12 protein-coding genes are annotated in these 16,159 nt (G+C 61.5%); 4 read left to right on the forward strand and 8 right to left on the reverse strand.

Annotated elements, in window-relative coordinates:
• Nucleotides 1–30: 30 nt before the first annotated feature.
• Nucleotides 31–669 carry a TetR/AcrR family transcriptional regulator gene (locus HX811_RS30080; protein ID WP_008430503.1) on the reverse strand — a complete coding sequence of 213 codons (639 nt, stop codon included), beginning with the start codon at nt 667–669 and terminating at the stop codon, nt 31–33.
• 92 nt (nt 670–761) lie between these two features.
• On the opposite strand from HX811_RS30080, the gene HX811_RS30085 reads away from it, so the two are divergent.
• Both HX811_RS30085 and HX811_RS30090 read left to right on the forward strand, forming a co-directional pair.
• Complete coding sequence (locus tag HX811_RS30085) at nt 762–1,862, forward strand: efflux RND transporter periplasmic adaptor subunit (RefSeq protein WP_003219359.1); 1,101 nt, start codon at nt 762–764, stop codon at nt 1,860–1,862.
• Between the two features lie 6 nt (nt 1,863–1,868).
• Nucleotides 1,869–4,934 (forward strand): efflux RND transporter permease subunit, encoded by a 3,066-nt coding sequence (locus tag HX811_RS30090; RefSeq protein WP_134325827.1) that lies wholly within the window; start codon nt 1,869–1,871, stop codon nt 4,932–4,934.
• A gap of 679 nt (nt 4,935–5,613) precedes the next feature.
• Here the strand turns inward: HX811_RS30090 and HX811_RS30095 are convergent.
• From HX811_RS30095 to plsB, 3 genes are read right to left on the reverse strand one after another with little or no spacing between them, the layout of a single operon-like run.
• Nucleotides 5,614–6,303 (reverse strand): DUF4197 domain-containing protein, encoded by a 690-nt coding sequence (locus HX811_RS30095; protein WP_003219356.1) that lies wholly within the window; start codon nt 6,301–6,303, stop codon nt 5,614–5,616.
• Nucleotides 6,304–6,331: 28 nt separating this feature from the next.
• Entirely contained in the window at nt 6,332–6,733 is a 402-nt protein-coding gene (locus HX811_RS30100; protein WP_003219355.1) for a YbaY family lipoprotein, read from the reverse strand.
• 51 nt (nt 6,734–6,784) lie between these two features.
• Nucleotides 6,785–9,289 (reverse strand): glycerol-3-phosphate 1-O-acyltransferase PlsB, encoded by a 2,505-nt coding sequence (gene plsB / locus HX811_RS30105; protein ID WP_177048599.1) that lies wholly within the window; start codon nt 9,287–9,289, stop codon nt 6,785–6,787.
• A 196-nt stretch (nt 9,290–9,485) separates the two neighbouring features.
• Here plsB and HX811_RS30110 point away from each other — a divergent pair, with 196 nt between their 5' ends.
• Entirely contained in the window at nt 9,486–9,695 is a 210-nt protein-coding gene (locus tag HX811_RS30110) for a cold-shock protein (protein WP_003219353.1), read from the forward strand.
• 172 nt (nt 9,696–9,867) lie between these two features.
• On the opposite strand, the gene HX811_RS30115 is transcribed toward HX811_RS30110, so the two are convergent.
• From HX811_RS30115 to HX811_RS30130, 4 genes are all read right to left on the reverse strand, one after another.
• Nucleotides 9,868–10,245 (reverse strand): hypothetical protein, encoded by a 378-nt coding sequence (locus HX811_RS30115; protein ID WP_177048601.1) that lies wholly within the window; start codon nt 10,243–10,245, stop codon nt 9,868–9,870.
• 78 nt (nt 10,246–10,323) lie between these two features.
• Nucleotides 10,324–11,133 (reverse strand): putative RNA methyltransferase, encoded by an 810-nt coding sequence (locus HX811_RS30120; RefSeq protein WP_177048603.1) that lies wholly within the window; start codon nt 11,131–11,133, stop codon nt 10,324–10,326.
• Nucleotides 11,133–12,284, reverse strand: coding sequence for a succinyl-diaminopimelate desuccinylase (gene dapE, locus HX811_RS30125; RefSeq protein ID WP_008430488.1), 1,152 nt, complete (start codon nt 12,282–12,284; stop codon nt 11,133–11,135). Before dapE ends, HX811_RS30120 begins: the two co-directional genes overlap by 1 nt.
• Before the next feature lie 236 nt (nt 12,285–12,520).
• Nucleotides 12,521–15,112 carry a glycosyltransferase gene (locus HX811_RS30130; RefSeq protein ID WP_003219347.1) on the reverse strand — a complete coding sequence of 864 codons (2,592 nt, stop codon included), beginning with the start codon at nt 15,110–15,112 and terminating at the stop codon, nt 12,521–12,523.
• Nucleotides 15,113–15,331: 219 nt separating this feature from the next.
• Between HX811_RS30130 and tcdA the strand changes: the two genes are divergently transcribed.
• Nucleotides 15,332–16,141 carry a tRNA cyclic N6-threonylcarbamoyladenosine(37) synthase TcdA gene (gene tcdA / locus HX811_RS30135; RefSeq protein WP_177048605.1) on the forward strand — a complete coding sequence of 270 codons (810 nt, stop codon included), beginning with the start codon at nt 15,332–15,334 and terminating at the stop codon, nt 16,139–16,141.
• Nucleotides 16,142–16,159: the final 18 nt, after the last annotated feature.

Raw genomic sequence — 16,159 nt, forward strand, 5'->3', positions numbered from 1 at the left:
GCCGAACGCAGGCTTTGGAGCGTACCCAGTTCAAAAAGCCCGATAAGCCCGCATGAACAACCCAACCACTTCCTGCACATGCTCCTCAGCCGCCTCTGCGCTCAGTTGCCCCCCACACCCATACAACAAACAAAAATTCGCCGTCCCCTTGAGCAAGCAAAAAAAATGCTCCGCCGCGGTGAACGGCTTGGCAATACGCAATGCGCCACTCTGGTCGATCTTACCGAGCAGCCGCTCCATCCCCTGCAACATGCGCATCGGCCCAGCTTCGAAAAAGATCTGCGACAACTTCGGATCCTGACTCCCGGAAGTCATCATCAACCGATGCAGGTTCACCGACTCCTCGCTATTGATCAGCACATGAAACCCGCGGGCGATATTGAGCAGCACCTTCTCCACCGGCACACCCTCGGGCAGCTCGAAATACATCACCGGTAACTGCTCTTCGCACTTGGCAACCACCGCCGCCGAGAACAGCGTCTCCTTGTCGGTGAAATGGCTGTACACCGTCAGCTTCGACACCCCGGCCTCCACTGCCACGGCATCCATGCTGGTACTGGCATACCCATTACTCAAAAACAGGATCTTCGCCGCATCAAGAATCGCCTGGCGTTTTGCCATGTCCTTGGGACGCCCGGGGCTATTGGTGTTCACAGGATTGTCGGACATTTTCACTTTATTACTGGACTGGTGAGTTTGGTATTAATAACATACTGGCCAGTATAATTATTCCTAGCACCATTAGCGAAAGGTCCTTCAGCATGCGCAGCTATTTCCTGCCACTCGCGTTGCCTGCCAGCTTGTTATTCCTGTTGGCTGCCTGTGGCCATGAAGAAGCGGCGCAAACCACCGTCCGCCCGGCCATGGTGGTTCAGCCAGAGCCTTCGGCGCAGGCTTCCGACAGCTACCCGGGCGAGGTGCGTGCACGCTATGAACCCGACCTGGCCTTTCGCATTGGCGGCAAAGTCAGCCGACGACTGGTGGAGGAGGGCGAGCGCGTCAAGGCCAACCAGCCCCTGGCCGAACTCGACCCTCAGGACGTACGCCTGCAACTGGAAGCCACCCGCGCCCAGGTCGCCGCCGCCGACGCCAACCTGAGCCTGGTACGCGCCGAGCGTGACCGCTACAAGACCCTGATGGACCGTCAGATGGTCAGCCGCTCCCAGTACGACAACTCCGAAAACCTCTACCGCTCCGGCGAAGCACGCCTCAAGCAGATCAAGGCCGAATTCGACGTGGCCAATAACCAGGCCGGTTACGCCGTGTTGCGCGCACCCCAGGATGGCGTGGTCGCCAAGCGTGCAGTGGAAGTCGGCCAGGTGGTGTCGGCCGGCCAGACCGTATTCACCCTGGCCACCGATGGCGAGCGGGAGGTGTTGATCAGCCTGCCGGAGCAAAGCTTCGGGCGTTTCAAGATTGGCCAGCCGGTGTCCGTGGAACTGTGGAGCCAGCCCGACCAGCGCTTCAACGGCCGCATCCGCGAACTGTCGCCGGCTGCCGATCCAAAGTCGCGAACCTTCGCCGCCCGCGTCGCGTTTACCGGCGGCAAAGTGCCTGCGGAACTGGGGCAGAGCGCTCGCGTCTTCATCCAGGCTGACGGGGTGATTCCCCTGGCGGTGCCGCTGTCTGCCCTGAGCGCGGAGAACGGCGCGTCCTACGTCTGGGTGGTGCAGCCCGACAATACCCTCAAGCGCACGCCGGTGCGGATCGGCGCCTTTGGCGAGAAAACCGTGCCGGTGCTGGAAGGCTTGAACCCCACTGATTGGGTGATCGCCGCCGGTGTGCATGTACTCCATGAGGGCCAGCAAGTGCGCCCGGTGGATCGCGCCAATCGAGTGGTAAGTCTGGCGGCCAAGGAGTAGTCCCCGATGGGTTTCAATCTTTCCGAATGGGCGTTGCGTAATCGCCAGATCGTACTGTTCCTGATGATCCTGCTGGCAGTGGTCGGCACCTTGTCCTACACCAAGCTGGGACAAAGCGAAGACCCGCCGTTTACCTTCAAGGCCATGGTGATCAAGACCAACTGGCCAGGCGCCACGGCCCAGGAAGTGTCGCGCCAGGTCACCGAGCGTATTGAAAAGAAATTGATGGAGACCGGCGACTACGAGCGCATCGTCTCCTTCTCGCGACCCGGTGAATCCCAGGTCACCTTCATGGCCCGGGACTCGATGCACTCCGCAGAGATCCCGGACCTCTGGTACCAGGTGCGCAAGAAAATCAGCGATATTCGCCAGACCCTGCCACCGGATATCCAGGGCCCGTTTTTCAACGATGAATTCGGTACCACCTTCGGCAATATCTACGCCCTGACCGGCGATGGCTTTGACTACGCCGTGCTCAAGGACTACGCCGACCGCATCCAGATTCAGCTGCAACGGGTGCCGGATGTCGGCAAGGTCGAACTGCTGGGCTTGCAGGACGAGAAGATCTGGATCGAGCTGTCCAACCTCAAGCTCGCCACCCTCGGCCTGCCGCTGGCGGCCGTGCAGCAGGCGTTGCAGGAACAGAATGCGGTGTCCACCGCCGGCTTCTTTGAAACCCCGAGCGAGCGCGTGCAGTTAAGGGTGTCCGGCAACTTCAAGACCGTTAAGGAGATTCGCGACTTCCCGATCCGCGTCGGTGATCGTACGTTCCGTATCGGTGACGTGGCCGAGATTCATCGTGGCTTCAACGATCCACCGGCACCGCGCATGCGCTACATGGGCGCCGACGCCATCGGGTTGGCCGTGGCCATGCGTGATGGTGGCGACATCCTGGTGCTGGGCAAGGCCCTGGAAGGCGAATTCGCACGCCTGCAGAAGAACCTTCCTGCCGGTATGGAACTGCGCAAGGTGTCGGACCAGCCGGCAGCGGTAAAAACCAGTGTCGGCGAATTCGTCCAGGTGCTCGCCGAGGCCCTGGCGATTGTGTTGCTGGTGAGCTTTTTCTCTCTGGGCGTGCGCACCGGCATGGTGGTCGCCCTGGCGATTCCGCTGGTGTTGGCCATGACGTTTGCCACCATGTATTACCTCGGCATCGGCCTGCACAAAATCTCCCTCGGCGCGCTGGTGCTGGCGCTGGGCTTGCTGGTGGACGATGCGATCATCGCCGTGGAAATGATGGCGATCAAAATGGAGCAAGGGTACGACCGGCTCAAGGCCGCCAGTTTCGCCTGGACCAGCACAGCCTTCCCGATGCTCACCGGCACCCTGATCACGGCCGCGGGTTTCCTGCCGATTGCCACGGCGCAATCGAGCACCGGTGAATACACCCGCTCGATCTTCCAGGTGGTGACCATTGCGCTGCTGGCCTCGTGGGTCGCCGCAGTGATGTTCGTGCCGTACCTGGGGGAAAAACTCCTGCCGGACCTGGCGAAGATTCATGCGGCCAAGCATGGCACCGACGGGCCGGATCCCTACGGCACACCCTTCTATCAGCGCGTAAGACGCCTGGTGGAATGGTGCGTGCGTCGGCGCAAGACGGTGATCGTCCTGACCTTGCTGCTGTTTATCGGCTCGGTGGCGCTGTTCCGCTTTGTGCCCCAGCAGTTCTTCCCGGCTTCCGGGCGACTGGAACTGATGGTCGACCTGAAACTGGCTGAAGGCGCGTCCCTGAGCAATACGGCTGACCAGGTCAAACGCCTTGAAGCCTTGCTCAAGGAACATGCCGGTATTGAAAATTATGTGGCCTATGTCGGTACCGGTTCGCCACGTTTCTACCTGCCGCTGGACCAGCAACTTCCGGCCGCCAGCTTTGCCCAGTTTGTGGTGTTGGCCAAGACCATCGAGGAGCGCGAAAGCTTGCGCACCTGGCTGATCGAAACCCTCAACGAACAATTCCCGGACCTGCGTTCGCGGGTTACGCGGCTTGAAAACGGCCCGCCGGTTGGCTACCCCGTGCAGTTCCGGGTAACGGGCGAGCACATCGAAGAAGTCCGGGCCCTGGCGCGGAAAGTGGCGGCCAAGGTTCGCGAAAATACCCACGTGGTCAACGTGCACCTGGACTGGGAAGAACCGAGCAAGATCGTCTACCTCAACGTTGACCAGGACCGCGCCCGCGCCCTCGGCGTGAGCACCGCCAACCTGTCGAAATTCCTCCAGAGTTCCCTCACGGGCTCCAGCGTCAGCCAGTACCGCGAAGACAACGAGTTGATCGAAATCCTGCTGCGCGGCACGGTGCATGAGCGCACCGAGCTGTCGCTGCTGCCAAGCCTGGCGGTGCCGACCGACAACGGCAAGAGCGTGGCGCTGTCGCAGATCGCGACCCTGGAATACGGCTTTGAGGAAGGCATCATCTGGCACCGTAATCGCCTGCCGACCGTGACCGTTCGCGCCGATATCTACGGCAAGGAACAACCGGCCACCCTGGTGCAGCAAATCCTGCCGACCCTCGAAGGCGTGCGCGCTGAACTGCCGGACGGCTACCTGCTGGAAGTTGGCGGCACGGTCGAGGATTCCGCCCGTGGGCAGAACTCGGTCAAGGCCGGTGTGCCGCTGTTTATCGTGGTGGTGCTGACCTTGCTGATGCTGCAATTGCGCAGCTTCTCCCGCACCGCGATGGTGTTTCTCACGGCGCCCTTGGGCCTGATCGGGGTGACACTGTTCCTGCTGGTGTTCCGCCAGCCCTTTGGGTTCGTGGCGATGCTGGGGACCATCGCGCTGTCGGGGATGATCATGCGTAACTCGGTGATCCTGGTGGACCAGATCGAGCAGGACATCAAGGCCGGCCTGGCTCCCTGGCAGGCGATTATCGAGGCGACCGTGCGGCGCTTCCGGCCGATTGTGCTGACGGCGCTGGCGGCCGTACTGGCGATGATCCCGCTGTCCCGCAGCGTGTTCTTCGGGCCGATGGCCGTGGCGATCATGGGCGGCTTGATTGTTGCGACGGCATTGACGCTGTTGTTCCTGCCCGCGCTGTATGCGGCGTGGTTTCGGGTGCGCAAGGAGGCCGTGTAAGGCTGCGAGTGGCAGGGGTGTCCTGTAAGGAAATGCCTCTGCTCATTCACACATAGACGCAAACTACGACCCTGGGCGACGGAACGTTTGCCCGTGGTGCTCCACTCAGAATCGTCTGATTGACAGACGTCGTTGTCGGGGCCGCAAGCCTGCGGTCCCGATGAACAACAATGAGTTCATGGAGTGTCATATGTTTATTTTGTCTGCCCTGGCAGCTTTCAAAGGTGCTTTCCTGGGGTCACTGCTGGGCAATCTGTTGCCTGGTTCCAATAAAGAAGCTGATACGGCGCGACCGCACAAGCCCGGCCATGGACGGCCCGGTATCAACCACGGCCATCACTCCCGACCAACGGGGCCTGTCCTGCCTGCGCGGCCCAAGCCATATCACCAGGCGCCGGTGCATGAGGCCCACCAACCCTACCAGAGCTCATCGGCACTCTTTCCGATGCATCGATAGCCGCTGACTCGAGGCAGCCCGGGAACCACTCGGGCTGCCTTGCCGAATTTCGGTCGGTCCAATGGCAATGGCCAGCCCGAGATCAACATTAATATCAAAACCGAAAACAACACCACCAACAGCAGCAACAGCAATGCCGTGGGTAGTGATTTGCCTTGCAAGTGCCGCTATTAAAAAAAACGCCCTGAATAGTTCAGGGCGTTTTTAGTTGCCGGGTATGGTCTACAGCGCGCCGAACACCTTCTTGGCCAAGCTGGTGGCAGCCGCCGCCGGGTTCTTGCGAATGGTTTCTTCCTGCTGGGCGATCATCTTGAACAGCCCGTCCAGCGCCTGTTCGGTCACGTAGCTTTCGACATTGGCGCTCTTGGCATCAATGGCGCCAAAGGTGGCGGCCTTGCCGGCGAGCGCGTTGTACTGCTGGGCCACGCCGACCTTGTCGGTAGCGGCCTTGACGATCGGCAGGAACTTGGCCCGGATCTCGTCACGGCTGCTTTTGTTCAGGTACTGGGTGGCCGAGTCCTGGCCGCCGGTGAGGATGCCCTTGGCATCGGTCACGCTCATGTTTTTCACCGCGTTTACCAGGATCGGCTGGGCCTGGGTGACAGCAGACTCGGCCGCCTTGTTCATGCTGGTTTCAAGTTGCGTGACCTGGTCACCCATGCCGAACATTTTCAACTTGTCGGCGACTTTGCCCAACTTGCCCGGCAGGCCGATCTTCACTTCGGGGTTGTTGCTGAAACCACCGGGCACACCCAGTTGTTTCACGGCAATCTGTGCGCCTTGGGTCAGTGCATCCTTGAGGCCGCCGGTGGCGTCGCCCTGGGACAGGCTGCCGAGGGACAAGGCCATGGCGTTGGCACCGAGCAGCAAGCCGGCGCACAGGGCAGTGAGGCGAAGGGAGTTACGGAGCATGGGCGCTTCCTTATGTTCGATATTTTAATCAGTGTGCAACCGCATCCACGCGCAGGCGCAGCGGTTGTGGGTCCTGGCCGTTCAACTGCACGGAGTGCCGTTCGGTGGTGATAAACAGTAGCTTGCCCTCCAGTTCGATGCGAGCGCTCACCGAGTAACTGTGGCCAGGCTTGACCTGGGTCGGGTCGTAGCTCAGATGAAAGGGCAGTGGCACCTGGCCTTTCACCGGGCCTTTCTGCTCGGCCAGGGTCACGGCCGGGGCGTCCATCAAGGACACATCCTGCAGGGTCACACTCAAGGTGGCGGCGGGCGGGAGGGCGATGCGTTGCAAATAGAAGACTTCGCCATCGAGGCTGGCTTTGGGCGCGGGGCTCATGGTCTGGCAGGCTCCCAGCAGGGCGGTCAGGCCCAGGAGGATGATTTTTTTCATGGTGCAGCTCCTTGTCAACGGCGCCAGAAACACCCTGGCGCCTCGGTCACTCTAGTGTGTTTCTTCGGGTACCACAGGCTGGTCTGGCGCCTCTTCGCTGCGATGCAGTGCGACCTGGCGAATCGACAGGCGAATCTCCGCGGGCAATACGCGTTTGGCTGCACCTTCGGCCAGCTCACCCAGCAGCGGGTGATAGCTCAGTTTGCCGGCCTCGTCGCGGCGCAGCACATCTTGCTCCAGCAGGGTCTGGATAAAATGTCGGAAAAGGCTCTTGTCGAAGAACTCCGGGGCATTCAGGCCGTGCAGGATCGACAGGCGCTGGGCCATGACCGTGCACAGGTCTTCCAGCTCTTCGGCGCTGATGCTGTTCTGGCCGCTGTTGAGCAGCAGCGAGATCGCCATGTAGAAGCGTTGCAGGGTCTGGGCGATGCTCTTGGACAGCAGGGTCAACAGCACAAACTGCCGTGAGCTCGGCGCCGGGCGCAGGTACACGTCGTTTTCAAAACGCAGCAGGCCTTGTTCGACGAAGGCTTCGAGCCACTGGTCGACCACCGCGTCCAGCTCGTCCAGGGACCAGCGGATAAACAGCTCCGATTGCAGGTACGGGTAGAGCGCACGGGTATAGCGCAGGATCTGTTCGCGGCTCATCCGCGAGCTGCTCTGGAAGAAACTCGCCAGCAGCGCCGGCAGGGCGAAGATGTGCAGCACGTTGTTGCGGTAGTAGGTCATCAGGACGGCGTTCTGCTCGTCCAGGTAGAGGATCTTGCCCAGTGCATCGCTCTGTTCCGACAGCAGGTCCATGTCCTTGACGTGCTTGATCAGCGCCAGGCCGTCGCCTTCCGGCAGGGTGGTGTGGGGCGAGTAGGGCACCTTGCGCAGCAGTGCCAGGTACAGATCCAGCTGGCGCGCCATCGCCTGTTCGTCCAGGGCCAGGCGGGTGGTGGACAGCAGCGCGAGGGCCACCAGGTTCACCGGATTGATCGCCGCCGCTTCGTTCAAGTGTTGCGCCACCCGTTCGCCGAGGCGGTTGGTGGTTTCGTTGAGCCACGCCGGCTTGTAGTTCGGGCCCAGCTCCTGGGAGCGCCAGCCGGGCTGTTCGCTGTCGAGGAATTCAGCCAGCTTGATCGGTTCGCCGAAGTTCACGGCGACCTGGCCAAAGCGCTGCTTGAGGGCGCCGACCACTTTGAAAATATCGAAAATCGACTCTTTCTTCTTGCTCGCACCGCGCAGTTCGCCCAGGTAAGTGCGGCCTTCCAGCACCCGCTCATAGCCGATGTACACCGGCACGAACACGATGGGCATGCGCGAGGAACGCAGGAAGCTGCGCAGGGTGATCGCCAGCATCCCGGTCTTCGGTTGCAGCATGCGCCCGGTGCGCGAGCGTCCGCCTTCGACGAAGTATTCCACCGGGAAACCCTTGGTGAACAAGGTGTGCAGGTATTCGTTGAACACCGAGGTGTACAGCGGGTTGCCCTTGAAAGTACGGCGCATGAAAAACGCCCCGCCACGGCGCAACAGGCTGCCGATCACCGGCATGTTCAGGTTGATCCCGGCGGCGATGTGCGGCGGGGTCAAGCCATTCTTGAACAGGAGGTAGGAGAGCAGCAGGTAGTCGATATGGCTGCGATGGCACGGTACATAGATCACCTCGTAGCCCTGGGCGACCTTTTGCACACCTTCGATGTTGTTGACCTTGATGCCGTCGTAGATCTTGTTCCAGAACCAGCTCAGCACCACTTCGAGGAAACGGATGGCGGTGTAGGTGTAGTCCGAGGCGATCTCGTTGCCATAGCGCAGGGCCTGGGCCTTGGCTTTCTCGGGGGTGATTTTCTCGCGTTCGGCCTCGTCGAGGATCGCCTGGCGTACCAGTGGCATGTTCACCAGGCCCTTCACCAGGTTGCGCCGGTGGGACAGGTCGGGGCCGATCACTGCGGTTTTCAGGTTGCGAAAGTGCACCCGCAGGATGCGCTGGGCCATGCGCACGGTGCGTTCGTGGCCTTTATTGTGCTCGATCAACTCACGCAGGTTGATGGGCGCGGAGAATTGCACCCGGGTCTTGCGGCCCAGGATCAGGATGCTCAGCAGCCGGCGCAGGCGGCCGGTGACGGCCCAGCTGTCGGCGAACAGCAGTTTCCAGGGGCTGGACTCGCTGTCGGGCGACTGGCCCCAGAACACGCTGACTGGAATGATCTGTGCATTCTCTTCGGCGTGTTCGGTGAGCACATCCACCAGGCGGGTCAGGGTGGGTGGGGCCCCACGCTTGTCCTGGCGCCCCAGCCAGTCGGGGTCGGGCGTCAGGTAGAAGAAGGCCGCCGGCTCCATCAGCGGGCCGACCGACACCGGCAGCACCGGGCGCGGCAGGCCGGCCTTGGTACATTCGGTATCAACCACCGCCAATTCGGTGAGGGATGGAGATTGCAGGACGTAAAACACCGGACGACTGCGGTCGAGGTTCAAGGTAAGGGACGACTGGTTGATCGTCTCTGAGCGAACCCAGAGGTACAACAGCCGGCGCAAGGTGCCAAATACCAGACGGCGAAAGGGAGAACGGGTCATACGGCTTCTGCTTTGAGTGGGGAAAAAAACCGGGCAGGTGCTCGGGGCGCTAGTGTGCAGTATTAGCCGAAAATCGGCAAAAAAGCGGCGAAGTAATCTTGAGTTGAAGCTTTTTGAGCCTGTCTTATACTCGGCAGTTCAACTGCGACGACTCAACAATAAACGTACTTATAAAAAGCATGTGGGAGCAAAACAGATGGCAACGCGCGAAACCGGCAATGTGAAGTGGTTCAACGACGCCAAGGGCTATGGCTTTATCCAGCGGGAAGATGGCAAGGATGTGTTCGTGCACTACCGCGCCATTCGCGGTGAAGGGCATCGTTCATTGGCTGAAGGCCAGCAGGTGGAATACGCCGTGGTGACGGGAGAGAAGGGCTTGCAGGCTGAGGATGTGGTTGGGCTGTAAGCCGATAAGCACGACGCACCTTTAAATGTGGGAACCCGGTCAAATGTGGGAGCCGGGCTTGCCCGCGATGGCATCGCCGCGGTTTGGCTGAATGACCGAGGTGGGCCCATCGCAGGCAAGCCAGCTCCCACATTTGATTGGGTTTGCACATTGAGGCCTTGTTAGCCTGACCTTATGCGGTTTTCCAGGTGATCTGCTCTTCACCGTCTGCGCTGATACGAATCCAGGTATCCGCGCTTTCTTCACCTTCTTCCTCTACCCAGCTGCCCGGCGCGCAACGCACTTCGACGTTCAGCGCGGCAAAGGCTGCGCGGGCGCAGGCGATGTCGTCTTCCCACGGGGTCTGGTCGCTTTCCAGGTACAGGCTGTTCCATTTGCCTACGGCTTTCGGCAGCCAGGTGACCGGTACGCTGCCGGCTTTGCACTTGTAGGTCTGGCCGCGCTGGACCCAGTCGGTGCACGAGCCCAGAGCGGCGCCCAACCAGGCGGCGATGGCCTTGTGGTCGACGTCGGCGTCCTTGAGGTAAATCTCGATATCAGGTTGGCGCATGGATGTTCCTCGTTGCGGGATTTTGAAAATCCATTCGCGGATTCGGCGCGGGCCCCGAGAGGCCCACAAAATATTGGGTTATTGAAGCACGAAATAGTCGTAGCGCATCGACACAGTGACCAGCAGCGGTTCGGCGGCTTCGATCACCCGGACCCGGCGTTCGGCACTCGCGCGCCAGCCGTGGGGCGTCATCGCCAGCAGGTTGGCGCGATCCTTGGGGTCGGCCAGGCTGAGCTTGAACTCCAGGGTTTCACTGTGTTGCAGGCTCATGCCGTCCGGTACCAGCGCCAGGTGCTTGTCGTCGGTGTACTCGCGCACTTCGTCGTACAAACGCTCACGCAGCTCCATCAGGTGGCCGCGGGTCGGGCCGACTTTCATCAAACCACCACCCGGGCTGAGCAGGCGCTTGGCCTCCAGCCAGTCCAGTGGGCTGAACACGCTGGCCAGGAACTGGCAACTGGCATCGGCCAACGGCACCCGGGCCATGCTGGCGATCAACCAGGTCACCGTGGGGTTGCGCTTGCAGGCGCGCTTGACCGCTTCCCTGGAAATATCCAGGGCATAACCATCGGCGCGCAGCAGGGCGTCGGCGATCTGTGCGGTGTAGTAACCCTCGCCACAGCCGATGTCGAGCCAGCGCTGGGGTTTGCGTTCAGCGGCCAGTTCGGCCAGGCGCCTGGCCACCGGGGCGTAATGCCCGGCGTTGAGGAAGTCGCGGCGCGCTTCCACCATCGCCAGGTTGTCGCCTGGGTCACGGCTGTTCTTGTGCTGCACCGGCAACAGGTTCAGGTAACCCTGGCGCGCCCGGTCGAAACGGTGCCCGGCCGGGCAGGCTACGCCGTTGTCCACTTCATGGAGCGGTGCGCTGCAAATGGGGCAAGCGAGCATCAGGCGAGCAACTTGATCAGGGTCTGGTAGTAGATTTCGGTCAGCACATCGAGGTCGCTGGCGAGGATGCGCTCGTTGACCTGATGGATCGTCGCGTTGACCGGGCCCAGCTCCACCACCTGAGTGCCGAGGGTCGCGATGAAGCGCCCATCGGAGGTGCCGCCGCTGGTGGACGCCTGGGTCTCGCGACCGGTGACGGCCTTGATGCTGGCGGAGACCGCATCGAGCAACGCGCCCGGTTCGGTGAGGAACGGCAGGCCCGACAGCGCCCACTCCACATGCCAGTCCAGGCCATGCTTGTCGAGAATCGCCGCGACCCGCTGCTGCAGGCCTTCGACGGTGGACTCGGTGGAGAAGCGGAAGTTGAACACCGCCGTCAGGTCGCCCGGGATCACGTTGGTGGCGCCGGTGCCGGAGTTGAGGTTGGAAATCTGGAAGCTGGTAGGCGGGAAGAAGGTGTTGCCATCGTCCCAGTGCTCGGCGGCCAGTTCGGCCAGGGCCGGAGCCGCCAGGTGGATCGGGTTCTTCGCCAGGTGCGGGTAGGCCACATGGCCTTGCACGCCGCGCACGGTCAGGGTGGCGCCGAGGGAGCCGCGACGGCCGTTCTTGACCACGTCGCCCACCAGGGTGGTGCTCGACGGTTCGCCGACGATGCACCAGTCCAGGCGCTCCTTGCGGGCTGCCAGGCGTTCGATCACCGCCTTGGTGCCGTGGTGCGCCGGGCCTTCTTCGTCACTGGTGATCAGGAATGCGACCGAACCCTTGTGGTCCGGGTAGTCGGTCACAAAGCGCTCGGAAGCGACCAGCATCGCCGCCAGGCTGCCTTTCATGTCGGCTGCGCCACGGCCGCAGAGCATGCCGTTTTCATCGATCAGCGCGTCGAACGGGTCGTTCTGCCAGGCCTTGACCGGGCCGGTCGGCACCACGTCGGTGTGGCCGGCGAAGCACAATACCGGGCCTTCGTGTTTGCCGTGGGTGGCCCAGAAGTTATCCACATCCTCGATGCGCATCGGCTCAAGCGCAAAACCGGCGTCGCCCAGGCGCTGCATCATCAGCTTCTGGCAATCGGCGTCGACCGGCGTCACCGACGGGCGGCGGATCAGGTCGATAGCGAGTTGGAGGGTCGGCGAAAGGTCGGCGTGGGCCGTCATGTAAAAACTCCAGAAGCATGTCAGGGCGCAAGGCTTATGTGGGAGGGGGCTTGTGTGGGAGCGGGCTTGCTCGCGAATACGGAGTGTCAGTCAACAATGTATGAACTGACCCGGCGCATTCGCGAGCAAGCCCGCTCCCACACAAAGCAATGGCCTGGGCCAAGTCTCACAAAATGGCCGTTATCTTATAGCAAAACGGCGGCCAGAGGCCGCCGTTTAGTGCATTGCGCAGGATTTTAAGCAGCGGCCACAGGCTCTTGCTTCGGTGCCGGTTTCGGCAGCGACGACAGGAACGCCATGATCAGCGCCGCCACATACGGCAGCGACTGCACCAGCAACATCACCACCCAGAAGCGCATGTCATTGCTCGGCAGCCCCTGCACCAGGTAAATCCCCAGTGCCGCACCCCACAACAGCAGCATGATGAACATCTCTTCCCGGGCTTCGGAAATCGCCACCCAGAAACCGTGGTTATCGGCATTCTTCGGTGTACGGAAGAACGGAATGCTGGTGGTGAAGAACCCGTACAGCACCGCCTTGGCGATGGTGTGCGACAACGCCAGCCCGGCCAGTGCCGCGCAGAACGCATCTTTCAGGTTCACACCCACCGCACGACGGTAGAGGAAGATGATCTTGCCGACCTTGAACACGAACAACGCCAGTGGCGGGATCGCGAAAATCAGCAGCGGCGGGTCAACCCGCGTCGGCACGATAATCATCGCCGCCGACCACAACAAGGCGCCCACGGTGAAGAAGATGTTCATGCCGTCGGCCACCCACGGCAACCACCCCGCGAGGAAGTGGTAGCGCTGGCCACGGGTCAGCTCGGTGTCCTTGCCGCGCAAGAGGCTCGCAGTGTGGCGCTTGATGATCTGGATCGCGCCGTAGGCCCAGCGGAAACGCTGTTTCTTGAAGTCGATAAAGGTATCGGGCATCAGGCCCTTGCCGTAGCTGTCGTGGTAGTACGCCGCCGACAGGCCCTTCTCGAAGACCCGCAGGCCCAGCTCGGCATCCTCACAGATGCACCAGTCGGCCCAGCCCAGCTCTTCCAGCACCGAGCGACGGGTCATGGTCATGGTGCCGTGCTGGATGATCGCGTCACGGTCGTTGCGGGTGACCATGCCGATATGGAAGAAGCCTTTGTATTCCGCGTAGCAGAGCTTCTTGAAGGTGCTTTCGTTCTGGTCGCGATAATCCTGTGGCGACTGCACCACGGCGATTTTCGGGTCGGCGAAGTGCGGCACCATGTGCTTGAGCCAGTTTGGCGATACGCAGTAATCGGAGTCGATCACCGCGATCACTTCGGCATCCTTGGCGGTGTGCGGGATCAGGTAGTTCAGTGCGCCGCCCTTGAAACCGGCCAGGGGCGAGACGTGGAAGAACTTGAAGCGCGGGCCGAGGGTTTCGCAGTAGTCGCGCACCGGCTCCCACACGGCCGGGTCCTTGGTGTTGTTGTCGATGATCAGGACTTCGTAGTCCGGATAATCGAGGGCGGCCAGGGCGTCGAGGGTCTGTTTGACCATCTCCGGCGGCTCGTTGTAGCACGGCACGTGGATCGAGACTTTCGGGCGGTAGTCCGAATCCCCTTCAACCGGCAGGAATTCACGCCGGCGTTTGTGGGTCCAGACTGCTTCGGCCAGCTCATGGGCTTCGGTCAGCAACACGATAAACACGCCCAAGGCGCCGAGTGCCAGCAGGAAGCCCACCGTCAAACTGAACCAGGTGCTGTATTGCTGGCTGTAGTCATAACCGATCCACACCAATACCGACCCGCACAGGAACGCGATAAAGGTCAGGAACGTACGGCCGCGCTGGCGCAGGGCCGAGCCGTCGATCATCAGCAGGGTCAGGGACAGCAGCGCAAGCACCACCGAGCCGATCGCCAGCACTCGCCATTGCGGAATCGCGACCACCGGGCCATCAAAGTTGAATTTCTGCTGGCGTGCGGCGTTGAACACGCCCCAATAGGCCCCTACAGAGCCTTCGTCGCTGGCTTTCCATGGCTGGTCAAACGCTTCGATCACGAAGTAGTTGTAGCCCTGGCGGTTCAGCGTGTTAACCAGCGTGCGCAGGTAAATCGCCTGGTCGGCGGGGGAGGCGTCAGCACCGCCACGCATCCGGCCGTTGCTCGGCCAGCCAACCTCCGACAGCAACAGCGGCTTTTTCGGGAAGGTCTTCTTCAGGTCCCGTGCGCGATCGAGGACGAACTGGCCGGCCTTGTCCACCGGGATATGTTCCCAGTACGGCAGGATGTGCGCGGCGATCAGGTCGACGTGCTTGGCCAGTTGCGGGTTGTGTTCCCAGATGTGCCATTGCTCGGAGGTGGTCACGGGCACCTTGACGGCAGCCCGTACCCGATCCAGCAGCACGATCAACGCCTCCGGAGTGATTTCTTCGCGGAACAGCGCCTCGTTGCCCACCACTACCCGCACTACGCTGCGGGAGCTGTTGGCGATTTCGATGGCGCGCTGGATCTCGCGCTCGTTGCGCTCGAGGTCCGGGCTGATCCAGATCCCCAGGGTCACCCGCAGGCCGAATTCTTCCGCCAGCTTGGGGATATCCCCCAGGGTGCCGTCGACCGAGTAGGTACGGATGTTGTCCGTCAGCTTGCTCATGATCGCAAGGTCCTGACGCATTTGATCGTCGGTCGGATACTGGTCTTTCTGTGGGTACTGGCCTTGCTGGAACGGCGAGTACGAAAAACCGGAGATCTGCTCGGGCCAGTTAGGGGCATTGACCGGGCGGTTGATCAGCGCCCAGAAGCCGGTGAACAGCGCGGCAATTGCCAGCACCACCACCAGGTTGAGTCCAAATTTACGCGATGACATGGCTATTTCGGGTTCCAAAGGGTGTGGAACGAAAAGAGGTGTCGGCCTGCGCCGAACGGCGCGCATCCTACACTGGCCTTTCACCGACCGTACAGCAAGCCGGGAAAAACCGGACATTGGGCAGTGCAACTCGTCGTAAGTTCTCTTACTTGTAGCTTGTAGTTTAAAACTTGTCGCTGTGTAGCCCTATAATGCGCGCCGGTTTTTGGGGTAATGGTCATGAGTACAGAAGATCCACGGTTTGCCGGCGTCGCCCGCTTGTATGGCATTGAAGGCCTGGAGCGCCTGAAGGCGGCCCATGTGGCCATCGTCGGCGTGGGCGGGGTGGGTTCGTGGGCGGCGGAAGCCATCGCTCGCTGTGGCGTGGGCGAGATTTCGCTGTTTGACCTCGATGATGTATGCGTCAGCAACAGCAACCGTCAGTTGCATGCGCTGGACAGCACGGTGGGCAAGGCCAAGGTCGAGGTCATGGCCGAGCGCCTGAAAGGCATCAACCCGGATTGCACCGTGCACGCGGTGGCGGATTTCGTGACTCGCGAGACGATGGCCGAGTACATCACGCCGAACATCGACTGTGTGATCGACTGCATCGACAGTGTGAACGCCAAGGCCGCACTGATTGCCTGGTGCAAGCGGCGCAAGATCCAGATCATCACCACCGGCGGCGCGGGCGGGCAGATTGATCCGACGTTGATTCAGGTGTGTGACTTGAACCGTACGTTCAATGACCCGCTGGCGTCGAAGGTGCGCTCCACGTTGCGTCGCGATTATGGCTTCTCCCGCACTGTGACCCGCCATTACAGCGTGCCCTGCGTGTTCTCCACCGAACAGCTGCGTTACCCGAAGCCGGACGGCAGCATCTGTTTGCAGAAGAGTTTTGTCGGGGATGGCGTGAAGCTGGACTGCGCCGGCGGGTTTGGCGCGGTGATGATGGTCACTGCGACCTTCGGCATGGTGGCCGCGACCAAGGCGGTGGACAAGATAGTGGCCGGGGTGCGCCGGCCTTCGGATCGAGTCAAGGCCCCTTAGATCTCAGTCTGGAATGAA

Source organism: Pseudomonas sp. F8002, from assembly GCF_013385495.1.
In the GTDB taxonomy this organism is placed as follows: Bacteria; Pseudomonadota; Gammaproteobacteria; order Pseudomonadales; family Pseudomonadaceae; genus Aquipseudomonas.